The sequence below is a fragment of the Viridibacillus sp. KH_047 genome (assembly GCF_057838945.1).
In genome coordinates this window covers 1,011,500-1,032,758 of record NZ_CM174479.1, presented here as the reverse complement: position 1 = coordinate 1,032,758, position 21,259 = coordinate 1,011,500, and the positions used below count along the sequence as shown (strand labels likewise).

The window sequence follows — 21,259 nt, the reverse complement described above, 5'->3', positions numbered from 1 at the left end:
AAAAGATCATATTCCCCGGCGTGCTTAATCAATAATTTTTAGTACCTCATCTTCTACCTCAATTTCCATCCTAAGTAGATTAGATCCAAAACATTTCCCTAAATTATCTAATCTTAAAGATGAAGGTGCTCCCCCTCCTAATGCCTCTTTACATAAAAACTTCAACGCGAATACATTGGGAACTTCATATCGATACACTTCACCTTTTACTAAGCCTGTAAAATGTTTCTTAACTTTTTCAGCTGTAACTTGTTGTTTAAGAATTTCATACACTTCTTCATTTGGTGCAAATAAACTAAGGTCTGATGCATTTCCTTTATCACCTGAACGGCACTGTGCAATATCTCTTAATTTCACTTTAGACATATTCGTTCACCTCATTTATCTCTACTTTTATGTTTTCTTCGATTAGCTCGCGGGGTATGAACGTCGGCCACAGTGCTAATAGTTCCCGCGTTGGAGATAACCCGGTAACCGTTCCAACAAATGGCGGACCACTCAATGCTAATGGTGGGAACAATCTTGCCAATTTTGACGCCTCTTTCTTTGTTTCAGTTTTAATAATCATTCGTAAAAACACTTCATTGATCAAATCTTCATCCACTTCATGAGCTAATGGCCCATGTAAAGAATTGTACCCAAGATACTCAGCGTGAATGTCCTCCGTTTTAATTCCTAACTTTTTAATTTGCATTCTAATAATTTCTTCAGCCTTCCTTGCTTTTGACAGTGCTTGTGGCCATGAATAACCAATCATCCCCTGTCCTAAATACCCATTTGGGTATCCCATTAATGCCTTAAGTGTTTCTGGGGCCGGTCTGCCCGTAACTCCCGTTATTAATACTCTATCTTTTTCTATTTCTTCAAATTCAGCGGTTGTAAAATCTGCAATAACGTCCGGTGTAATATAAGCAGATGGATCGTGAATTTCATATAAAAATTGTTCCTTAATCGTATCGATACTTATTCTGCCACCAGAACCTTTCGTTTTTGTAACGACAAAAGATCCATCTTCATTTACTTCAGCAATTGGGTATCCGATATTCTCAAAACCTTCAATGTTGTGCCAATCTCCACTAAAGTTGCCTCCTGACACTTGTCCAGAACATTCCAATAGATGGCCAACTAAAATTCCTGAGGCCAACTTATTCCATTCTTCTTTTCCCCATCCAAATTCATAAATGAGCGGTCCTAAAAACTGAGCGGTATCTGATGTTCTTCCTGTTAAAACGATATCTGCTCCTTGTTCTAGGGCTTCAGCAATCCCTTGCGCTCCCAAATAAACATTTGCAAATAGCAGCTTATCTTTCACCACTTCAATCTGCTCCCCGGTTTCGCCATTACTAAGTAAAATTCCTTTACCTTGTAATTCATCTATCCTGTCATGGATATCATCCCCGGTAACTGTAGCAATTTTTAGACCTGTAATATTTAACTCTTTCGCAACTCTAATAATTTCATCCCTGGCTCCCTTTGGATTAATTCCTCCAGCATTTGTAATCAATTTAATCCCTTTCTTTTTTATATAGGGGATTAAATTTTTCATAGTATTCGTTATATCACGGGTATAACCTTTAGTCGGATCTTTTTGCCGATCTTTTTGTAATATAGCTAATGTCAATTCAGCTAATGTATCAAAACAAATATATTGGACATCACTGTGCTCAGCAATGTAAACAGCAGGTTCTAAAGCATCACCATAAAAACCTTGTCCTGCGCCAATTTTAACGACCTTACCCATTCGATTACCCCATTTCTTATTTCATCTTTTATTCCATACATATGGTTACCGCAATTAACTATAATTCTCTATTTCTTCGTACTATACTCACTTCTGATAAACTATTATTTCTTTACAGTGATATATGTAATCTATGTCCTTACTATTAACTTAATGCATTTCTCTTTTACTATTTGTAAGTAAGTTTTCATTATTTTGTCTTTATAGGCTTATATATTAGCAAGAGGCTTATGCAATACAGCCGATCAAGTATGTGTAAAACTTTTATGATAAAACTTCATTTTCTTCCTCTTCCAGATATATTTTCAATAATAAAATAGGCTGTAAACGTCATTCTTCAACGCTTACAGCCTTTTTCTTATTATCTAAACTCAAAACAAAAAGTCCAACCAGAAAACTCTGGCTGGACTTTTTAATACGTTCGAACCTGTCATTAAAGCAGATGCAAATTCGCAACCGTATTTATCAAAGCTAATTACATAAATAAACCAACTAATGTAGCTGATAGGATAGATGCTAGCGTTGATCCGAAGAGTAATTTCAGACCAAATGATGCAACTTCTGATCCTCGTTTATCATTTAGCGCTTTAACGGCACCTGTAATAATTCCGATTGAACTAAAGTTTGCGAAACTTATTAAGAATACAGATACAATCGCTTCTGTTTTAGCTGATACGTTTGCAGCAATATCTTGGAAACTTAGAATCGCTACGAATTCATTCGTTACAAGTTTAGTCGCCATAATACCACCTGCTGCAACTGCTTCAGACCAAGGAACACCCATGATGAAAGCAATTGGAGCAAACACATAGCCAAGGATTTCTTGGAATGAAATATGGAATATTATATCAAATAGATTATTAATCATTGCCATTAAAGCAATAAATCCAATCAACATAGCGCCTACAATTACCGCTACTTTAAAACCATCCATGATGGCTTCACTAATCATTTGGAAGAAAGATTCTTTTTCTTTATGATCAGCTTCATCGTTGATTACTGTATAATCTTCTTCTGGTTTTAACTCATATGGGTTCAATAAATTCGCAACAATCAATGCTGAGAAGATATTGATGATAATCCCTACAACAACGTATTTAGGTTCTAACATTGTCATGTATGCACCGATAACGGAAACGCTTACAGCACTCATCGCAGAAGTACACAACGTATACAGGCGACGTTTAGAAATCTTATTTAACTGTTCTTTCGTAGTTAAGAATACTTCTGATTGTCCAAACAAAGCAGATGATACAGCTACATAGTTTTCTAACTTACCCATACCATTTAGTTTACTCATGCCCATACCTACATATTTGATAAAGAACGGGAGTACCTTAATGAAATTCAATATTCCAATAAGGACAGAGATGAAAACAATCGGTAGCAGTACGTTTAAGAAAAATACAGCTCCTGGCTCATTTTCCATTCCACCAAATACAAAGTTTACACCTTCAACACCATAGCCCATTAAAGTATCAAATAGTTTTGATATAGCACTAATGATGCTCAAACCAATAGTTGTGTTAAGAATAAAGAAACTTAGCACTAACTGCGCTATTAACATCATAGCAATTGGACGTATCCGAATATTTTTACGGTTATAACTGAATATATAACCCAATACAAATACGAACAGCAAACCTGTAACTAAAAAAACAAAGTTCATATTTATCCTCCTACATATTTAAAATTTTTTTAGTTAAAATAAGAACTAAATATAAATGAAATAAATCAATTTAAGTCATTTTCTTCGAATTTTCCACTACGAATATTATCAAAATAAATCTGATATGTAAAGTATCTCCCTCAGCATTATAACATTATACTCAGAAAATAAATATTCATCTATTATATAATATTTTTTGAAATTTCCGCTTTATATATACCTAATATTGTAATATTACATTGATTTTATGTTATTCAGTAACACTCAAAGTAAAGTTTGAATTATTTTAATATAACAATTAAGCATATCATTATTTTTTTTATACTAGAAATTGGTTACAAAATATACGAGGTAAATAATACCACATTTCTTCTTCCCCATAATCTCCTTATACAAATATGAATATTTATATCCTTAAAATTTGTACATTAATCCCCGAAAATCAAATTTATGTATTGGGATTTTTTAACATAAATTCAACCGATTCATAATATAATCACTCATTCACTAATAATATTTTCTAAATTTGACCGGTTTTGATTGCTTACTTACAATTTCTACGTTAGATAGGCTTACTATCTATTCTGCATAGTCGCAATAGAATAGGGATATCTCATATCCATAAATAAAAAAAATATCAGTTTCCAAAAATATCTTATTGATTTTAGTAGTTTTTATATATTAAAATATACGCCTGGAGATTCACCAGCGCATCCTATATGTATGGTTATTTTACATTTAATCTTGCCGAATCGTTTAGGAACGAATACCAACAGAGAAAACAGCTTACCATAATTGATAATCTGTTTCGTGTTGTAGAGTAAAGGGATTCGGTATGTCATCATTCCGAATCCCTTTTCTATTTATTGTAGTTTTTTATGGCTTTTGCCGAATCCAATTGGCCCTTTTCTTTAAACTCAAGAATACAAATGGAAGTTTCTACTTTTGCAAACTTAGTTTAACGATATTATATCAATGTGTTACATGTTGAGATTTAACTTTGATTACATTTATAGTAACACAAGCTAATAGGAGGAATTATGGAACATAAAGCTCTACGTAATGTCGAGAAATTGGCACTCAAAAAACAAAAAGTATTTGATCAAAGCATTATAAAATATCTGTTACGGGCCATGCTTGCAAGTGCATTTATCGGATTCGGTGTAATCGTCGCATTTAAAACAGGGAACTTATTCTATGCTGAACATTCTCCGGTAGCTTATCCAATTGCTGCTTTAACATTTGGTATAGCAATCGTTCTTATTGCTTATGCTGGTGGTGACTTATTTACAGGAAATACATTTTATTTCACTTACACTGCTCTTCGTGGCAATATGTCTTGGAAAAAAGTCATTCAAATGTGGATTTCATCATATAGCGGTAATATAATTGGCGCGCTTGTTTTCGCTGGATTAATCTCCTTAACAGGTTTATTCGCATCACATGAAGTGAATGGATTCTTAATGAGTGTAGTTGAAGGAAAAATGAATACTCCAACATCAGAACTTTTCTTCCGTGCGGTTCTTTGTAACTGGCTAGTTTGTTTAGCTTTCTACGTACCGATGGCATTAAAAGGCGACGGTCCTAAACTATTTACAATGATCTTTTTAGTATTTGGCTTCTTCATTTCGGGATATGAACATTCTATAGCTAATATGAGTACATTCTCGATAGCTCTAGTATTAGATCATCCCGATGCAATTTCAATTGGTAAGGCTCTTCATAACCTCATTCCTGTAACACTAGGGAATATGGTAGGTGGAATAGTCTTCATGGCTCTATTGTATTATTTCTTGGGCGGATCTAATTCGAACGATGAAGATGAACTCCAAGAAGATGATGAGGATTAAGCTTATACAAGAAAGAAATAAATGAAAGAAATTCAATAGTAACTTTTTTAGAATGAGCTAGTCGAAAGCAACTATCTCTTTTTGTTCACATCTACTGCTATATCCTATAAAGGAGTACATTAACTGTATCTGCATTACAATATTGTAACTTCACACACAAAAAAGAGGTATCCTAATGAAAGGATACCTCTTTTTTTAGTTACATCATTAAAATTAAAGTTTTACGATGTTTGTAGCTTGTGGTCCACGTTGGCCATCTTCTACTGAGAATTCAACTTTTTGACCTTCGTCAAGTGATTTGAAACCGTCACCTTGGATAGCTGAGAAGTGAGCGAATACGTCGTTTCCGCCTTCTACTTCGATGAAACCGAAACCTTTTTCTGCGTTAAACCATTTTACTGTACCTTGTTGTGTCATTTAAATGACCTCCATTAATTGTATTAAATAATATCATATTTCTTCCAAAGAAAAAATTCACATATTACAAAAAGTATCAAAAAATACACGATTACTCTTTGTAATATGTGAATTAGTTGTATTCTTGCAATCGATCTTATTACATTTATTATATAATATAAAATCACATTTGTCTAGTGCAAAAGCAAACTTATTAATTATCAATAGTATGGCCTTAGTTAAAAGTTGAATTCTGAAGTTACTCCAGCATCAAGCCCCCCTTGATAACAGTATGTTTCACCTCTGTTTCACTATCATAAACTACTTAACTTTTCAAACAATCAAGAAGAACCGCTTTTATATAAAAACATGTAAATTACGCGAGTTTGTGGAGATATATACTTAAGTTAACTGGCAGTTAGTTGGAAGATAATCATTAAAGTTGGTTCATTTTGTTCCTAAAAACACAATAACCATCTATCAGTCACATTGATAGATGGTTATTGTGTTTTTAAAAATTGGTTTTCTTCATTTCTAAATTTCTAAAGTCGATACATTTAGGAAGATGCTTCGTTTATAATCGTCACTACAACTTTTTATTCCTCGTTAAACCACAGCTGATCTTTGTCATCAACGTCGCCATTATAATTAATAAGAATTTCATCTCCTGCTTTTATATCTGTATAAGCAAAGAAATCAAATGTATGATTTTTAAAATTAATCTCATACGTTGCATTAGGTTCATAAGAATGATTAAACAACATTCCATAACCAAGAAGGATAGCAGATTGTCCTATCCCATACTCAAAAGCGTAATCAGCGAGTATAGTTTGTTCAATGTATTGATGCTGTTCGTTTGGATAAGAAATTACAGGTGCCTCATGTAATAGCTCTCCTTTTTGGATATCGCATGTAGCAAATACCCCTCTATTGAATTCTCCATCACTTAAAGGAGATGTTTTTACTTCTATCATGTTTTCGCCTACTCACTTTTAAATTATTCTTTCTAACTGTAACATTAATTTGAACATTCAGCTCTTTTTATTTATCCATAAACAACTTTATTATAAATTAAACATCTTTTTCGTCACAGAACGACTGAAAATATGTACGTTTTAGTGCAAGAAGGATTTTCTAGACATATAAACAAAACTGTTTTTAAGTAATTTTCCGCAACTTGGGAATCGACCTTACGTTCCACTGAGACTGGCTGATGGCTCAATATTGTTGGCTCTTCTTGTCCTAAAAGGAAGTAGCTTTCAAAAATATTGCTGGTGAACAATACAAAAGGGAGACCTTGGAGATCTCCCTAGTTTTGTATAAGGTGGATTTCACTAATCTTATACGGCTATATATTGCTGTTAATTTTAATTAAATAAAAATCACTAGTTTTTCTTGTGATTTGTTGTTATAAAGAATGCGACATCTTATTTTTTTCACTTCCAACATGTAAGGCAGTTTTAGAAAACACAAAGCCTAGAATAAAGCAAACAACGATTGTAACAAGGGATTCTATAAGGGATGGTTTGATTATCATTAGATAAATAATGCCTAGTACTTCCATCGTCATAATAGAAACAGAATTCCATAGAACTTGGTCCCGTACTTTCACTAACAAGTCTGATGAAGGTATTTCACCTGTTTCTGCATTCACAGTTTGAAGAATACTTTTAAAACGACGCAAATTAATAATAGGTCCTGCAAGTGTCATTAACAATAAAGCTCCTAGTGAAACATTTACCCAAGCGATATTCCATCCCCAGGTAGAAAATACAAGGTACAAGCCAGGGAGCAAAATAAGAATTACGCTGAACGGGAGAAACTCATCCATTTTAACAGATAAAGCAGCCCAAATTTTTAGCACCTTATTGTCTTTTGAATGAAGCATGCCGAACATGCCCGTTAAGGTAACGGCAACAGCTGCGAACATAAATAATACGCCTAATATGTGTAAAAACATCATCATTTGATACATAATTTTTCCTACAATTGGTTTTTTATCGTTTTTCAGTTTATCAATTTTTGAATAAAATTGGTAAACAATTTTTACACTTTACAATATAAAAAAGTGGCGGAACATTTCACTAATCTGACCTGACCACGTTATTTTCGCGCTCAGCTTTTCATCTTCAACAAAATACCTCGCTTTGTCGTACTGCTTAACGCTGGTGCTACTTTTTAATTAATTTAATACTTCTATTATTTGGTGGGAAAATAAATGCCAATGTCGTATCATGTATGCAAGGGAGTGGTATTAGTGGATGAAATAGACATTATTAACAAAGAAGCAATCAAAACTGATTTGGCTCTGATTAAATCTTGTTTGAGGCTGATTAATCAAACCGTCACTTTAAGCAAACGAAGAGGGGAAACCTTTACCGCTTCAGAAAATGAAGAGTTACATATGTTAATTTCCAAAATTGATAGGGACTTGAACAAAATCAAGATGAACATTCAATATGAAACAAATAATACTATGCAACGCTAAAACCGTTTACTTAACGTCAGTGAAGTTTTCTTTATGTAGATGAACATTCCTTATCAGAAACCAATAAAACCACACTCAATGACGAGCAGTGGTTTAATGTAATTTTATTATATTAGGAGGATTTCATATGTACATTCCAGGTTATTAGGATTTTATGTATCCATTTTTAAACCAGTTAGGTGATGGAAAAGAATATACGTTACAAAATTTATATGTGTTACTCGCAGAGCACTTCAACCTTACAGAAGATGAAATTGAAGAAAAACTACCAAGTGGTAAACAAACAGTCTTAGTAAACCGTATTGGTTGGGCAAGAACATACTTAAATAAAGCTGGGTTAATTAGAACAGTTCGCAGAGCAGTCTTTCAAATTACAGAAGAAGGATTAAATATTTTAAAAGACCCTACTATAGATTATATCGACAAAAAATTCTTAACTCGGTATCCATCTTTTAATTCGTTTATCAATGTCACAAAGTCATCACCTGAGTTACCAACTTCTAAAGTTGATGTAAATAATGATAAAACACCTTTAGAAATGATTAATAACAATTTTAATATTCTTAAAAATGAACTTCAGGATTCATTATTAGATAAAATCCTAGAATGCTCTCCAGCATTTTTTGAACGACTCATTGTCGACTTAATAGTAGCTATGGGTTACGGTGGTTCTGTCAATGATGCCGGAAGAGCTGTCGGTAAATCTGGAGATGGTGGTATTGATGGGGTTATAAAAGAGGATGTTCTTGGACTCGATAAAATTTACTTACAAGCAAAACGTTGGAAAAAAGAAAACAGCGTGTCACGTCCCAATATTCAAGCATTTGTAGGTAGCTTAGTAGGTATGAAAGCATCAAAAGGTATTTTTATCACAACAACTCGTTTCACAAAAGATGCTCGAGACTATGCTGAAAACATTGAGAAAACTGTCATTCTAATTGATGGCGAGCAATTAACTGATTTAATGTTTAAATATGATGTTGGCGTGTCTAAAGAAGAAGTATATGTGATTAAAAAGATGGATTTGGATTTTTTTGAGGAATGAATAATTCTTAAGACGGGAGATAAAATTATGATTGCAGAAATACACGGGAAAATAAGCCGTAGTGGCTCTAATCTTTCCGAGCGACTAGAAGACAATTTGACTGGACAGTTCTTTGGAACATTACGCTATTTACCTTTTAATATTGGATTAGGCGTAATACTTTCAAACGCCATAAAGCCCAATAGCCTAAAACCTATATTTTCAAAAATGGACAAAACATATTGGGATGATTCTATTACTTTTTGGCCATACGATTCAGAAGGTGAAATTGATGTATTAATTGAATTTGATGAAATAATTATAGGTATTGAAGTGAAATATTTAAGTGGACTTTCTTCTGAAGATAGTGAGTACAGCGATGAACTACTTGATCAAATTCACGAGATGCAATTGATAGAAAGCCGCAATCAGCTTGCTAGAGAGTCTCGTATTGTGGATAAAAAAGGTCGTAATAAGAGAAAGGTTTTACTATTTATCGCTACCGAACCATCATGTGAAAATATTTATAATGATGTTATTGCTCGTAAACCTGCAATTATTCACCCTGATGTAATACTGGGTTATATCTCTTGGCAGACCATTTACTCTGAATTGATAAACTTATCTGTTTCTGAATCATTTCATCAATTAATCATTCAGGATTTATTAAATCTCTTAAAAAGAAAAGGCTTCGAGCGATTTGAGTCATTTGAAATTTCACCAGAATTAATGATTGATAATCTAAATGGCTATAAATTTAACCCACATAAACAAGAGTTATTATTCGAATTCACTACTAATACAATTGTAAAAGGAGATCAATTTTATGAATTCATCAGCTAATATACAAAATGCATTTAAAGTAGTACATCAAACTTATGAAAATATACAAAAACTTTTTGAGTACTGTAAACAAATTGCTACCGAACACAAATATGTTGTTTCTACAGACAAATTCCTTCGTTATAAATCGGATAACCATACAAATGGTTGGTATATTCAGGACTTTATTTTACTTTTCCAAAAGGAGCAGGATATTGAGCTTGAAAACGAATGGCGTAACGGTTCTATTTTTGCTTTAGAAATAGAATTGTTTAATAACGAAAATTCACTAGAACCTACTGTTTATTTATCTAAATTTGATTTTAAAGACATCACTTCTTGGAGCTCTGGCTGTTCTCCAGCTAATCATTGGCGTTTTTATAACCCAACACGTAATAAGCAATACATGAGTATTGAATCATCTGGAGGTATAAGCATCGCTACACCACTAAGCTCTGAAATTGGTGAAAGATATTATTGGGGTCTTGAGAAAGTAACGACAGTACAATGCCCATTAATCAATATTAACGCGCAAACGGTTGGAGATATCATTTTTAATGGATTTGATAATTTATAATACATATTGATAATTGATCTCCAAAATGGATACATTTTGGATGAAGGGAAAGAAGACAGAAAAAGAGGCGAAGGATTACTGTATTATTGGTAATCCCTCACCTCTTTTTTAATCATTTATAGGTAGTAAATATGAACATACGGTATATAACCTCTTTAGAATTGGATAAAGGTATAAAATGCATGTTCGTTTTTAGTTGATATTATTTAATCGATCATTTTTGACTATTAACTATATTTAGGCACCAAGAGAAATTATCCCAAGCAGAATACCAGCCGTTGAAAAGTTCGGACGAATCATCCCAACGGACATCAAATTTCTTCTGCCCGTCTACATCTACTAAATACAAAGAGAGGGTCTCATCAACCTTAGAGACAGCTAACTTCATACCATTTTGAAGTTCTTCTTCACTAAACTGAACGTCTGAAACCGGACGTAGTTGTGCCTGTTCAAATACTTGTTTGTTACTGATTATGTAATTCATAATAAACCTCCAATAAAACTTTCAATTAATTTTTAGTTCCTACTTTATCTGCAATTATAGGACTATAAAAGTATACCCTATATTCATTCAGCAATGAAAATAATAAAAAATGAGCTTGGCTCTTTTAAATTGAATCTAACCTTCAGACGTATCTAACGACTATTTATAAACTTCTAACCTATTCAAATAAATTAGAAGATAATCTAGTTCGTATACGTAAAATAATGTGGTAACAAAAAAAGGATTCAGATTCAATGACCGAAGCCCTGACCTGATCCCTAATTTTTATATACACTGTTATACAAACGTACACAGTGTATATCTATTACGTCCCAGGAGGGATTCGAACCCCCGACCGACGCCTTAGAAGGGCGCTGCTCTATCCAGCTGAGCTACTGAGACAAATGTGCAATCCCGCGTTCCAACGGGAAAGACAATACTTAGTATATATCAGATATTTGAAAGTGTCAACATTATTTTTTTAAAATAGAAAAATTCTCTTGTGTAATGATTTCATTTGTTTCTGTTTTGAATGTGACTTGCCACTGTGTACCGTCGAAATCGATAATTGCATAGCTCTTTTCTTTACGCCCTCTAGGCATGCGAAGGCTTCCTGGGTTAACAAATAGCGTATCATCTATTAATTCCGCTCCTAGCACGTGTGAGTGGCCAAATAACACGAGGTTAGCGCCTACTTCTGCCGCACGATATGAAAGTGGTAATAGAGTCAGTTTGACATTATATAAATGACCGTGTGTCATATAGATCTTTTGCCCATCTATTTCTTCAATAACGTCGTCTGGAAATTGCTTATCGTAATCGCAATTCCCTCTTACTTTGTACATATTACGTAATTCATCAGCATTAAAAGATAGTTCACTATCACCGCAATGGAACACAGCATCGATATCCTGAACATTCGAAACGACTTGTTCTATAACTGTATCGTCACTGTGAGTGTCACTCATTACTAGAATTCTCATCATTTATCACTCCACTTCTGATACCCAAGTTGGCAATTGATCCGCTAAAAGGCGAATGGCATTACCTCGGTGAGAAATGGCTCCTTTTTCAGCAGGTGTTAGCTCTGCCATGGCTTTGTTAAGTTGTGGAACAAAGAAGATTGGGTCATAACCGAAACCATTTGTACCGCGTTTTTCTGTTAAAATCAAGCCTTCGCAAGTACCAAAAACAGTAGTTGTTTCTTGATTTGGTCCCGCGATAGCTAGTGCACAACAGAAGCGTGCTGTACGATCTTCTTCTTTTACGCCTTCAAGGTTTTTCAATGCCTTTTGCATATTTGCCTCATCATCGTGATCGCCTGCATAGCGCGCTGAATAAACGCCGGGTTCACCGTTTAATGCATCAATTTGTAGGCCACTATCATCCGCAATGACAATTTTGCCAAGTAAGTTAGCTACTGTTTCAGCTTTTAGAATGGCATTCTCTTCGAAAGTTGTCCCTGTTTCTTCAATTTCTAAGTCAGGTGCTACATCAAATAATGTTACGACTTCAAAGCCTAAAGGACCGAAAATTGCTTCAAAATCCTTCGCTTTCCCTTTATTTTTCGTTGCGATTACGACTTGTTTCATTTTACTGCCTCCAAATTACGTTCAATGCGTAGTGCTACTTCACCTAACACTTCTTTTTGAGCATTGATTAATTGTTGAACACCTATTTCGCCTAATGCTAAAAGCTCATTTAATTGTTCACGAGTGAATGTAGATTCTTCTCCAGTACCTTGTAGCTCTACAAATTGTCCTTTACCTGTTTGAACAATATTCATATCCACTTCTGCCGCCGAGTCTTCAAGATAATTTAAATCTAAAATAGCACCCTCTTCTGCTGCGATACCTACACTTGTTGCTGCTAGGAAGTCTTTTAATGGGTAGTGCGTAATTTTACCTGCGTCTTGTAGTTTCGCCACTGCATCTGCCATTGCTACAAACGCACCAGTAATAGAAGCTGTACGCGTGCCTCCATCTGCTTGAATGACATCACAGTCGATCCAAATCGTTCTTTCTCCAAGTTTTTCTAAATCTACAACTGCGCGTAAAGCTCGTCCAATTAAACGTTGGATTTCCATTGTACGACCGCCAATTTTACCTGCTGATGCTTCGCGACGAGTTCGTGATTCAGTTGCTCTTGGTAACATTGAATACTCTGCTGTTACCCAACCTTTTCCTTCTCCTCGCATAAATGGTGGTACTTTTTCTTCAATCGTTGCATTACAAATGACTTTCGTATTCCCAACTGTTATTAAAACAGAGCCTTCCGGGTGCATTAAATAGTCCTTGTCCATTTGAATCGGTCTTAGCTCGTCTTTTTTACGTCCATCATTTCTTGTCATGATGTACCTCCAATTATGTTGTTTTTATTCATAGTAAAACCCCGAAATGTCCATCATTTCGGGCTTTTACTATATTATTTACGCTATTACTTTTTTAAAGTAATTCTTTTCACTTGTATCTTCTGAAGTGGTAGCCATTTATTCGCAATTAATTGGAACATCGGCACCGAGCCCGTCGTATAGAAACGGTGCTCTGGTGCTAATTGTTCCTTTCTTGCTATATGATGATAACTCAGTAGATTTTGGACGTCCTTAGCTGTTTCTTCTGCTGAAGACACAACTTGAACGTGTTCACCTACAGTCTGTTCAATATTCCGCTGAATAAGTGGATAATGTGTACAGCCTAAAATAACCGTATCAAAACTTGTTTGATGTAATGGTTGTAAACTTTCTTTTACTAACTGGTCAGCAAATTCCCCTTCGTACTCGCCACTTTCCACTAAAGGAACAAATGACGGGCAAGCTAGTGATGTTACTCTACTAGATGATGAAAGTGAATAGAGCGCCTCATCATATGCACCACTCTTCACTGTGCCCTCTGTACCAAGGACTACAATGTCATGGCTTTTCGTCGCTTTAATCGCTGCTCTAGCACCTGGGTTAATAACACCGATAACTGGGAAAGGACATTTCTTTTGCAAGCTTTCTAAAGCAACTGCAGTTGCGGTGTTGCAAGCAATGACAAGCATTTTAATATTCATTTTCGACAATGCGTCCGCCATTTGCCATGTAAAGGTTCTCACTTGTTCTTGTGAACGTGGTCCATACGGGCATCTTGCTGTATCACCAATATAATATATGGATTCGTTCGGTAGTAATCGTAGCATTTCTTTTACAACGGTTAGTCCACCAACACCTGAATCAATCACTCCGATGGGAGCATTCACGTTAACCGCCTCAATCCTGGTTCATTTCGTTATATAGTTTGTGTAATAATCTTGATAATTCTAGTACTTCTGTTTTACTAAAATCTGTTACGATGTCGTTTAAGTATTTTTGACGTTTTACAATCACTTCTTCAATTATACGTTCGCCTTCTTCTAATAGATGGATTCGAACAACTCGACGATCCTCATTGTCACGTACACGTTTAACAAGCGCATTTTTTTCCATGCGATCGACTAAATCAGTCGTCGTGCTAAACGCTAAATACATTTTATTTGATAAATCTCCAATTGTCATGTCACCAATCTCATGAAGCCATTGTAACGCAATGAATTGCGGAGGTGTAATTGTATAGTTACTTAATATTTCTCGACCCTTCTGCTTAATTAATGCCGAAATATGTCGAAGCTCTTTTTCCAAAAATGCTACTTGTTCAGCATCATGTGTGGACTTTGGATCTTGATTTGTCATGTGAACCTTCACTCCTCAAAAGGATTACTTATCCCTTTATTGTGAAGTGTTTTGACGAAAATGGCAAGAGCACATTCATCCTAAAGACAATTCTCCTAGACGAAGAAGCTCAATCATCGCTTGTGCACGGCCTGACACACCGAGTTTCTGGATAGTATTGGAAATATGATTGCGCACAGTTTTTTCACTGATGTGAAGTTGTGTGGCTATTTCCTTTGTCGAAAAGTCTTTTACAAGTAATTGAAAAATTTCCCGTTCACGCTTTGTTAACAATGAACGATGATGTGAATGACTCATCACACGCGGCCCTCCAATCCCCTCTTCCATGTAGCGTATGTCGGAAGTGGCAAAGCGGTGACGGCTATTCAAATTTTATACTTGAACACTCTGTAATTGTGATTCATTCCACCTTATAGACTTCCCAGTTTGACGGTTCATTTGCACAATGGTTCCGCGTCCTGTAAAGCACATCTCTTCCTTATTATTGATTGCCAAATAATGTAGATCTAATGATGAGTTGCCGATATTCTCTATTTTCACAAAAATATTCAATTGCTCCTCAAAGTACACTTGCTTCACATAATCACATTGAATATCTGCCACAACAGGAATGGCTTCTTCATCTACTTGCATCCATTTTCCCATAAAACCAAGATACTTTAAAAATTCGATTCGTGCATATTCAAAATATGTGATTGGCACTGTATTATTCATATGTCCAAACATATCAGTCTCTGAAAACCTTACTTGCACAGGTACTGAAAACGAAAACCCCTTTTTCCATTCTTCCATATTACTAATGTATGATGATTGCATAGTATTTCCCCCTTTGAAAATGAACAGTTATTCATTTAATTATAACAGAAAATACCAATGATAAACACGGACAAACATTCTATAAATAACACAAAAACAGCTTCACACAAAAGTGTGAAGCTGTTTTAAAAGTTTCTAATCTGTTACTTTTCAATAATAGATTAGTCAACCATATGGTCAGAACCAAAGAAGTTTTTGAACATTTGTACTGTAGTAGCACGGTTCAAAGATGCGATAGAAGTAGTCAAAGGAATACCTTTTGGACATGCTACTACACAGTTTTGAGAATTACCACAGTTAGCAAGACCGCCTTCGCCCATGATTGCCGCTAGACGCTCGTCTTTGTTCATTGCACCTGTTGGGTGAGCATTAAATAAACGTACTTGTGAAAGTGGAGCTGGTCCCATGAAATCAGAATGAGTATTCACGTTAGGACATGCTTCAAGACAAACACCACAAGTCATACATTTAGATAATTCATAAGCCCATTCACGTTTGCGCTCTGGCATACGTGGACCTTCACCAAGATCATAAGAACCATCGATTGGAACCCATGCTTTCACTTTTTTAAGTGAATCAAACATGCGGCTACGGTCGATTTGCAGGTCACGAATGACAGGGAAAGTGCTCATTGGTTGTAATTTAATTGGTTGTTCTAGTTGGTCAACTAACGCTGAACATGATTGACGAGGACGACCGTTAATAACCATTGAACATGCACCACAAACTTCTTCAAGGCAGCTCATGTCCCATGAAACTGGAGATGTATTTTTACCATCAGCAGTTACTGGATTACGTTGAATTTCCATTAATATAGAAATTACGTTCATACCATGACGGTAAGGTACGTTGAATTTTTCCCAATATGGTTGTGAATCCGTTGTATCTTGACGTTCAATTTCTACACTAATATATTTCGTTTCAACTGCTTGTCCCATGATTATTTATCCCCTTTCTTTGCAGAATAGTCACGTTTACGTGGTGGAATTAACGAAACATCAACTTCTTCGTAGCTTAATTTAGGCTCAGTAGATGGAGTGAATTCCGCGATAGTTGTTTTCAAGAAGTTTTCATCATCACGTTCTGGGAAGTCTGGTTTATAGTGTGCCCCACGACTTTCATCACGATTTAACGCACCTAAAGTAATAACACGAGCAAGAGCCATCATGTTTTTCAACTGACGAGTGAATTGTACACCTTGGTTACTCCATTTAGCAGTATCGTTAATGTTGATGTTGTTATAACGTTCTTGTAATTCCATGATTTTATTGTCTGTTGCTCTTAATTTATCGTTGAAACGTACAACAGTAGCGTTAGCTGTCATCCATTCACCAAGTTCTTTGTGAAGTAGGTATGCATTTTCGTTACCGTCTAATTTCAATGTATCATCCCATTTTTGCTGTTCTTCAGCAACTGCGGAATCGTAAATTGAAGAAGGAAGATCTTCTACATGTTTTTCAAGACCTTTGATGTAGTTAACAGCGTTTGGTCCTGCAATACTACCACCATAGATAGCTGATAATAATGAGTTAGCTCCTAAACGGTTACCACCGTGTTGAGAGTAATCACATTCACCTGCAGCAAATAGACCTGGAATAGTTGTATGTTGATCGTAATCTACCCATAGACCGCCCATAGAATAATGAACTGCTGGGAAGATCTTCATAGGTACTTTATGTGGATCGTCACCTACGAATTTTTGGTAGATTTCAATGATACCACCAAGCTTAATGTCAAGTTCATGTGGATCTTTGTGAGAAAGATCTAGATAAACAACGTTTTCACCGTTGACACCAAGTTTTTGGTTAATACAAACGTCAAAGATTTCACGTGTTGCAATATCACGTGGCACTAAGTTACCGTATGCAGGATATTTTTCTTCTAAGAAGTACCAAGGTTTACCGTCTTTGTAAGTCCAAATACGGCCACCTTCACCACGAGCAGATTCTGACATTAGACGAAGTTTATCGTCACCAGGAATTGCTGTAGGGTGAATTTGGATGAACTCACCGTTCGCGTATTTAGCACCTTGTTGATAAACGATAGATGCTGCCGAACCAGTGTTAATCATTGAGTTTGTTGATTTACCGAAGATAATACCAGGACCACCACTTGCCATGATCACTGCGTCAGAACGGAATGCTTTGATTTCGTGAGTTGTAAGGTTTTGTGCTTTAATCCCTTTACATACGCCTTCGTCATCAAGAACTAGTCCTAAGAATTCCCAACCTTCGTATTTTGTTACTAAGCCTTCTACTTCCCATTTACGAACTTGTTCGTCTAGAGCGTATAGAAGTTGTTGACCTGTTGTCGCACCAGCAAATGCTGTACGGTGCATTAATGTACCACCGAAACGACGGAAATCTAATAAACCTTCTGGTGTACGGTTGAACATAACACCCATACGGTCAAATAAATGGATGATTCCTGGTGCCGCATCAGCCATTGCTTTTACTGGTGGTTGGTTCGCTAAGAAGTCCCCACCGTAAACTGTATCATCAAAGTGGATCCATGGAGAATCCCCTTCACCTTTTGTATTAACAGCACCGTTGATTCCGCCCTGTGCACAAACAGAGTGTGAGCGTTTTACTGGTACTAATGAGAATAATTCAACTTCTGTGCCCATTTCGGCTGCTTTCATAGTAGCCATTAAACCAGCAAGACCGCCGCCAACGACTATCAATTTGCTTTTAGCCATGATATTTCTCACTCCTCTTTCAATTAGTAATCAAGCGCTTACATGATTTTAAGTGCACTGCCTTATACGAATGCAAGTAAAGCCGATACGCCGACTACAGATAACACTAAGAAAATTAAAATAGTAACATATGTTGCGATTTTTTGAGATTTTGGAGATTGAGTAATTCCCCAACTTACTAGGAATGCCCAAACACCGTTAGCTAAGTGGAAAGTTGCTGAAATAATACCAGCGATATAGAATGCTACCATCCAAGGATTAGATAGAACATCTGCCATCATGTTGTAATCAACTTCAGTTCCAAGTGCTTTTTGGATACGAGTTTGGAAAATATGCCATGCGATAAACACAACTAGGAATACTCCTGTGAAACGTTGCAATACGTACATCCAGTTACGGAAAGTGCTAAAACGTTTAGTGTTTGGTTGCCCAGTGAAGGCTATGTACACACCATAAAAAGCATGGAACATTAATGGAATGTAAATCACAATCCATTCTAGAGCCCATAAGAATGGGAGACTCCCCATAAATTCACTTGCTGTGTTAAATGATTCTGCACCTTTTGTTGCTGTAAAGTTAATAAACAAGTGTTGCGTCAAGAACAGTCCAACTGGAATAATTCCAAGAAGTGAATGCAGTCGACGCCAATAAAACTCTCGATCTTTCGACAAAACTGTTACCCCCCTTAATACTGAAAATAGACAGACGAACAACTACCAACGCTTTCCAACGCGGTATCCATTGACTGCATATTTCATCATGGTACAATATTATGACAAGTTCATTGTACTCTCATCATGGCAGAGCGTCAAGGTAACTAGCACTATTTCTAGATACCTTTAAATCATGCTTTTTTCTCGTAAATACATAAATATTCTACTAGAAAACGCTATTCTCTAACTCTGACAAAAATTAGACAAAATTAAATGAAAGAAGGCAAATCATGTCATCTACTAACACTCAACACTTCCCATTATTTGGTTACGAACTAATCAGAGATCACGTTCTCTCGTCTGTTCTTGGAAAAAACGAGGAAGATATCCTATATTGGTGCGGCAAAGAGTTAGCACGCAAGTTTCCTTTATACAGCATGGAAGAAGCTGTTTCATTTTTTCAAGAAGCCGGATGGGGAGAGCTTTCTATAGAAAAACAATCTAAAGATGAAACGTTTTATACTCTCACTGGAGATCCTGAGGCTATGCAATTTGACAAACGCTGCTTCCGTCTTGAAAGTGGCTTCCTAGCAGCTCAACAAGAGAAAATCAGTGGTTTCTTAACAGAATGCTACGACGAAAAGAAAGCAAAACGTGGGCTTGTACGATTCCATGTTAAATGGGATTTAAAAGACAAACTATAAAAAGAAGCTGACTAAATATCTGTTCAAGATGGCTAGTCAGCTTCTTTTTATTTTATGATTAAACTTGAATTGCTAGACTAGCTGCCAACTCAAATTCATCATGTAATGCGTTTGCAGTTAACAACATCGATTCTTGTGGAATGACAACAGAAATTTTTATTTCAGAAGTACTTACCATTTTCAATGTAATGTTTTCTTTATGTAAGCGATCGAACATTTTTGCGGCTACGCCAGGATTAGACACCATACCAGAACCTACAATCGATACCTTAGCTACGTCCTCTTCATAATTCACATGACAATAACCAATTTTAGATTTATTTGCTTCTAATACTCGAGCGGTATCTGCTAAATTTTCTTTCGTAATAGTAAATGATACTGAAGGCTCTATCCCTTCGAGTATAGTTTGAACGATAATATCAACATTTATATGATTATCAGCTAAAACCGTGAAAATATTGACTAAAGAACCTTTATAATTCCCCTCGTATCCTACCGTTACACGAACAATATCTGACATAAACGCTACTCCACGTACAACTAAATCTTTTTCCACTTCAACTTCCTCCTTCATAATTGTTCCTTCATCGTCTACATAACTAGAGCGAACTGCTAATGGGATCTTGTAGTTTTTTGCAAACTCTACGGCACGTGGATGTAAGACACCTGCTCCTAAATTTGCTAATTCTAACATTTCATCATATGACAGTTCCTGTAGTTTGCGAGCTTTTGGAACATAACGTGGATCTGAAGTGTACACACCATCAACATCTGTATAAATATCACAGCGCTCGGCACCTAATGCTGCAGCTAAAGCAACTGCTGTTGTATCTGATCCTCCGCGACCTAGAGTTGTAATATTGTTATTACTATCGATTCCTTGGAAACCTGCAACTACCGCAACTTGGCCTTTATCCAATGCTTTTTGCACATTTTCAGATTGGATTTCAACAATGCGGGAATCACTTGGAATCCCTTCCGTTAAGATACCAGCTTGCCAACCAGTGAAAGACTGCGCTGATAACCCTAAACTTTGCAATGCAATCGTTAATAATGAGATAGTCACCTGCTCACCAGTTGTTAAGAGCGTATCCATTTCACGCTTCGATGGATTTGGCATTACTTCATGTGCCATCTCTACTAACTTATCCGTCGTTTTACCCATTGCTGAAACAACAACGACAATGTCATAGCCCTTATCTTTCTCTTTCTGAATGCGCTTTGCCACATGCAATACGCGTTCAATCGTTGCAACTGATGTACCACCAAATTTAAAAACTAAACAACTCACTCATAACCTCTCCCTTATTTGTTATGACGACCGTATCACAATGACATCTTATGAAAAAAGCAGCCTTCCACACGTTTCCGTGTGAAAAGCCGCCTCGTAGCATGCACGTTCAAAAGAACATTCATGTGAGATAGCCCTCCAGAACCGAAACGGATCTGACAATTCTACACTTGTTAAATGTAGAACCAGTAATAAATTTGAAATAGTCAATTTATCACTTCGGCGGCCTCCCCTTTCATCAGCAGTCATAGGATCTATTCATCCTCTTGCTGATTACTCTTGAAATCCGCGCCTCTATCATCACTAATTAGTGATTATTTATAATAGTAATGTTACTTTA

At 35.9% G+C, this 21,259-nt stretch carries 24 protein-coding genes, 1 tRNA gene and 1 riboswitch; of the genes, 6 read left to right on the top strand and 19 right to left on the bottom strand.

Features of this window, described 5'->3' with window-relative positions:
• Nucleotides 1-24: 24 nt before the first annotated feature.
• The 3 genes from AC3IS5_RS05195 to AC3IS5_RS05185 form a co-directional block, all read right to left on the bottom strand.
• Nucleotides 25-366 (bottom strand): AtuA-related protein, encoded by a 342-nt coding sequence (locus AC3IS5_RS05195; RefSeq protein ID WP_489426851.1) that lies wholly within the window; start codon nucleotides 364-366, stop codon nucleotides 25-27.
• On the bottom strand, nucleotides 359-1,741 hold the full coding sequence (locus AC3IS5_RS05190; RefSeq protein ID WP_489426850.1) for an acyclic terpene utilization AtuA family protein: 1,383 nt from the start codon (nucleotides 1,739-1,741) through the stop codon (nucleotides 359-361). Before AC3IS5_RS05190 ends, AC3IS5_RS05195 begins: the two co-directional genes overlap by 8 nt.
• Nucleotides 1,742-2,216: 475 nt before the next feature.
• Nucleotides 2,217-3,410, bottom strand: coding sequence for a NupC/NupG family nucleoside CNT transporter (locus AC3IS5_RS05185; protein ID WP_489426849.1), 1,194 nt, complete (start codon nucleotides 3,408-3,410; stop codon nucleotides 2,217-2,219).
• A gap of 1,040 nt (nucleotides 3,411-4,450) precedes the next feature.
• Here AC3IS5_RS05185 and AC3IS5_RS05180 point away from each other — a divergent pair.
• Nucleotides 4,451-5,260, top strand: coding sequence for a formate/nitrite transporter family protein (locus tag AC3IS5_RS05180; RefSeq protein WP_489426848.1), 810 nt, complete (start codon nucleotides 4,451-4,453; stop codon nucleotides 5,258-5,260).
• A gap of 213 nt (nucleotides 5,261-5,473) precedes the next feature.
• Here the strand turns inward: AC3IS5_RS05180 and AC3IS5_RS05175 are convergent, their stop codons facing one another.
• From AC3IS5_RS05175 to AC3IS5_RS05165, 3 genes are all read right to left on the bottom strand, one after another.
• Nucleotides 5,474-5,677, bottom strand: coding sequence for a cold-shock protein (locus AC3IS5_RS05175; RefSeq protein ID WP_053582012.1), 204 nt, complete (start codon nucleotides 5,675-5,677; stop codon nucleotides 5,474-5,476).
• 575 nt (nucleotides 5,678-6,252) lie between these two features.
• Nucleotides 6,253-6,630 (bottom strand): SET domain-containing protein, encoded by a 378-nt coding sequence (locus AC3IS5_RS05170; protein ID WP_390009729.1) that lies wholly within the window; start codon nucleotides 6,628-6,630, stop codon nucleotides 6,253-6,255.
• Nucleotides 6,631-7,064: 434 nt separating this feature from the next.
• Entirely contained in the window at nucleotides 7,065-7,631 is a 567-nt protein-coding gene (locus AC3IS5_RS05165) for a DUF2269 family protein (RefSeq protein WP_489426847.1), read from the bottom strand.
• 282 nt (nucleotides 7,632-7,913) lie between these two features.
• Between AC3IS5_RS05165 and AC3IS5_RS05160 the strand changes: the two genes are divergently transcribed.
• The 4 genes from AC3IS5_RS05160 to AC3IS5_RS05145 all read left to right on the top strand — a co-directional run bounded on the left by AC3IS5_RS05160 (nucleotide 7,914) and on the right by AC3IS5_RS05145 (nucleotide 10,567).
• Nucleotides 7,914-8,144 (top strand): phosphoglycerate mutase, encoded by a 231-nt coding sequence (locus AC3IS5_RS05160; protein WP_489426846.1) that lies wholly within the window; start codon nucleotides 7,914-7,916, stop codon nucleotides 8,142-8,144.
• Nucleotides 8,145-8,298: 154 nt separating this feature from the next.
• Nucleotides 8,299-9,189: a restriction endonuclease gene (locus AC3IS5_RS05155; RefSeq protein ID WP_489426845.1), complete on the top strand. Its 891-nt coding sequence runs from the start codon at nucleotides 8,299-8,301 to the stop codon at nucleotides 9,187-9,189.
• Nucleotides 9,190-9,216: 27 nt separating this feature from the next.
• Nucleotides 9,217-10,011 (top strand): hypothetical protein, encoded by a 795-nt coding sequence (locus AC3IS5_RS05150; protein WP_489426844.1) that lies wholly within the window; start codon nucleotides 9,217-9,219, stop codon nucleotides 10,009-10,011.
• Complete coding sequence (locus AC3IS5_RS05145; RefSeq protein WP_489426843.1) at nucleotides 9,995-10,567, top strand: hypothetical protein; 573 nt, start codon at nucleotides 9,995-9,997, stop codon at nucleotides 10,565-10,567. Before AC3IS5_RS05150 ends, AC3IS5_RS05145 begins: the two co-directional genes overlap by 17 nt.
• Before the next feature lie 214 nt (nucleotides 10,568-10,781).
• On the opposite strand, the gene AC3IS5_RS05140 is transcribed toward AC3IS5_RS05145, so the two are convergent.
• The 12 genes from AC3IS5_RS05140 to AC3IS5_RS05085 form a co-directional block, all read right to left on the bottom strand.
• Entirely contained in the window at nucleotides 10,782-11,051 is a 270-nt protein-coding gene (locus AC3IS5_RS05140; RefSeq protein WP_489426842.1) for a hypothetical protein, read from the bottom strand.
• Between the two features lie 328 nt (nucleotides 11,052-11,379).
• Nucleotides 11,380-11,453 (bottom strand) — tRNA-Arg (locus tag AC3IS5_RS05135).
• 71 nt (nucleotides 11,454-11,524) lie between these two features.
• A complete protein-coding gene (locus AC3IS5_RS05130; protein ID WP_489426841.1) occupies nucleotides 11,525-12,037 on the bottom strand; it encodes a metallophosphoesterase in 513 nt (170 codons plus the stop codon).
• A 3-nt stretch (nucleotides 12,038-12,040) separates the two neighbouring features.
• Nucleotides 12,041-12,643, bottom strand: a complete 603-nt coding sequence (locus AC3IS5_RS05125; RefSeq protein ID WP_193740660.1) for an XTP/dITP diphosphatase — start codon at nucleotides 12,641-12,643, stop codon at nucleotides 12,041-12,043.
• Complete coding sequence (gene rph / locus AC3IS5_RS05120; RefSeq protein WP_489426840.1) at nucleotides 12,640-13,401, bottom strand: ribonuclease PH; 762 nt, start codon at nucleotides 13,399-13,401, stop codon at nucleotides 12,640-12,642. Before rph ends, AC3IS5_RS05125 begins: the two co-directional genes overlap by 4 nt.
• Before the next feature lie 86 nt (nucleotides 13,402-13,487).
• Nucleotides 13,488-14,288, bottom strand: coding sequence for a glutamate racemase (gene racE, locus AC3IS5_RS05115; protein ID WP_489426839.1), 801 nt, complete (start codon nucleotides 14,286-14,288; stop codon nucleotides 13,488-13,490).
• Nucleotides 14,289-14,298: 10 nt separating this feature from the next.
• Nucleotides 14,299-14,757 carry a MarR family winged helix-turn-helix transcriptional regulator gene (locus AC3IS5_RS05110; RefSeq protein ID WP_489426838.1) on the bottom strand — a complete coding sequence of 153 codons (459 nt, stop codon included), beginning with the start codon at nucleotides 14,755-14,757 and terminating at the stop codon, nucleotides 14,299-14,301.
• 75 nt (nucleotides 14,758-14,832) lie between these two features.
• Nucleotides 14,833-15,054 carry a helix-turn-helix domain-containing protein gene (locus AC3IS5_RS05105; RefSeq protein WP_038187611.1) on the bottom strand — a complete coding sequence of 74 codons (222 nt, stop codon included), beginning with the start codon at nucleotides 15,052-15,054 and terminating at the stop codon, nucleotides 14,833-14,835.
• Nucleotides 15,055-15,129: 75 nt separating this feature from the next.
• Complete coding sequence (locus tag AC3IS5_RS05100; RefSeq protein ID WP_489426837.1) at nucleotides 15,130-15,573, bottom strand: acyl-CoA thioesterase; 444 nt, start codon at nucleotides 15,571-15,573, stop codon at nucleotides 15,130-15,132.
• Nucleotides 15,574-15,734: 161 nt separating this feature from the next.
• A complete protein-coding gene (gene sdhB / locus AC3IS5_RS05095) occupies nucleotides 15,735-16,511 on the bottom strand; it encodes a succinate dehydrogenase iron-sulfur subunit (protein WP_489426836.1) in 777 nt (258 codons plus the stop codon).
• Between the two features lie 2 nt (nucleotides 16,512-16,513).
• Nucleotides 16,514-18,271 carry a succinate dehydrogenase flavoprotein subunit gene (sdhA, locus tag AC3IS5_RS05090; RefSeq protein WP_489426835.1) on the bottom strand — a complete coding sequence of 586 codons (1,758 nt, stop codon included), beginning with the start codon at nucleotides 18,269-18,271 and terminating at the stop codon, nucleotides 16,514-16,516.
• 62 nt (nucleotides 18,272-18,333) lie between these two features.
• Nucleotides 18,334-18,942 carry a succinate dehydrogenase cytochrome b558 subunit gene (locus AC3IS5_RS05085; protein ID WP_489426834.1) on the bottom strand — a complete coding sequence of 203 codons (609 nt, stop codon included), beginning with the start codon at nucleotides 18,940-18,942 and terminating at the stop codon, nucleotides 18,334-18,336.
• A gap of 272 nt (nucleotides 18,943-19,214) precedes the next feature.
• On the opposite strand from AC3IS5_RS05085, the gene AC3IS5_RS05080 reads away from it, so the two are divergent.
• Nucleotides 19,215-19,628, top strand: coding sequence for a YslB family protein (locus tag AC3IS5_RS05080; RefSeq protein ID WP_193740665.1), 414 nt, complete (start codon nucleotides 19,215-19,217; stop codon nucleotides 19,626-19,628).
• 58 nt (nucleotides 19,629-19,686) lie between these two features.
• On the opposite strand, the gene AC3IS5_RS05075 is transcribed toward AC3IS5_RS05080, so the two are convergent.
• On the bottom strand, nucleotides 19,687-20,919 hold the full coding sequence (locus tag AC3IS5_RS05075) for an aspartate kinase (protein WP_489426833.1): 1,233 nt from the start codon (nucleotides 20,917-20,919) through the stop codon (nucleotides 19,687-19,689).
• A gap of 123 nt (nucleotides 20,920-21,042) precedes the next feature.
• A riboswitch (Lysine riboswitch) is annotated at nucleotides 21,043-21,224 on the bottom strand.
• Nucleotides 21,225-21,259: the final 35 nt, after the last annotated feature.

Excerpts from the sequence above, each read along its gene's own strand:
- AC3IS5_RS05175 (WP_053582012.1), bottom strand. The coding sequence starts at position 5,677 with ATGACACAACAAGGTACAGTAAAATGGTTTAACGCAGAAAAAGGTTTC.
- AC3IS5_RS05180 (WP_489426848.1), top strand. The coding sequence starts at position 4,451 with ATGGAACATAAAGCTCTACGTAATGTCGAGAAATTGGCACTCAAAAAA.
- AC3IS5_RS05190 (WP_489426850.1), bottom strand. The coding sequence starts at position 1,741 with ATGGGTAAGGTCGTTAAAATTGGCGCAGGACAAGGTTTTTATGGTGAT.
- AC3IS5_RS05100 (WP_489426837.1), bottom strand. The coding sequence starts at position 15,573 with ATGCAATCATCATACATTAGTAATATGGAAGAATGGAAAAAGGGGTTT.
- AC3IS5_RS05165 (WP_489426847.1), bottom strand. The coding sequence starts at position 7,631 with ATGTATCAAATGATGATGTTTTTACACATATTAGGCGTATTATTTATG.
- AC3IS5_RS05195 (WP_489426851.1), bottom strand. The coding sequence starts at position 366 with ATGTCTAAAGTGAAATTAAGAGATATTGCACAGTGCCGTTCAGGTGAT.
- AC3IS5_RS05105 (WP_038187611.1), bottom strand. The coding sequence starts at position 15,054 with ATGAGTCATTCACATCATCGTTCATTGTTAACAAAGCGTGAACGGGAA.
- rph (WP_489426840.1), bottom strand. The coding sequence starts at position 13,401 with ATGACAAGAAATGATGGACGTAAAAAAGACGAGCTAAGACCGATTCAA.
- AC3IS5_RS05125 (WP_193740660.1), bottom strand. The coding sequence starts at position 12,643 with ATGAAACAAGTCGTAATCGCAACGAAAAATAAAGGGAAAGCGAAGGAT.
- AC3IS5_RS05155 (WP_489426845.1), top strand. The coding sequence starts at position 8,299 with ATGTATCCATTTTTAAACCAGTTAGGTGATGGAAAAGAATATACGTTA.
- sdhA (WP_489426835.1), bottom strand. The coding sequence starts at position 18,271 with ATGGCTAAAAGCAAATTGATAGTCGTTGGCGGCGGTCTTGCTGGTTTA.
- AC3IS5_RS05185 (WP_489426849.1), bottom strand. The coding sequence starts at position 3,410 with ATGAACTTTGTTTTTTTAGTTACAGGTTTGCTGTTCGTATTTGTATTG.
- AC3IS5_RS05140 (WP_489426842.1), bottom strand. The coding sequence starts at position 11,051 with ATGAATTACATAATCAGTAACAAACAAGTATTTGAACAGGCACAACTA.
- AC3IS5_RS05110 (WP_489426838.1), bottom strand. The coding sequence starts at position 14,757 with ATGACAAATCAAGATCCAAAGTCCACACATGATGCTGAACAAGTAGCA.
- AC3IS5_RS05130 (WP_489426841.1), bottom strand. The coding sequence starts at position 12,037 with ATGATGAGAATTCTAGTAATGAGTGACACTCACAGTGACGATACAGTT.
- AC3IS5_RS05150 (WP_489426844.1), top strand. The coding sequence starts at position 9,217 with ATGATTGCAGAAATACACGGGAAAATAAGCCGTAGTGGCTCTAATCTT.
- AC3IS5_RS05145 (WP_489426843.1), top strand. The coding sequence starts at position 9,995 with ATGAATTCATCAGCTAATATACAAAATGCATTTAAAGTAGTACATCAA.
- sdhB (WP_489426836.1), bottom strand. The coding sequence starts at position 16,511 with ATGGGACAAGCAGTTGAAACGAAATATATTAGTGTAGAAATTGAACGT.
- AC3IS5_RS05080 (WP_193740665.1), top strand. The coding sequence starts at position 19,215 with ATGTCATCTACTAACACTCAACACTTCCCATTATTTGGTTACGAACTA.
- AC3IS5_RS05170 (WP_390009729.1), bottom strand. The coding sequence starts at position 6,630 with ATGATAGAAGTAAAAACATCTCCTTTAAGTGATGGAGAATTCAATAGA.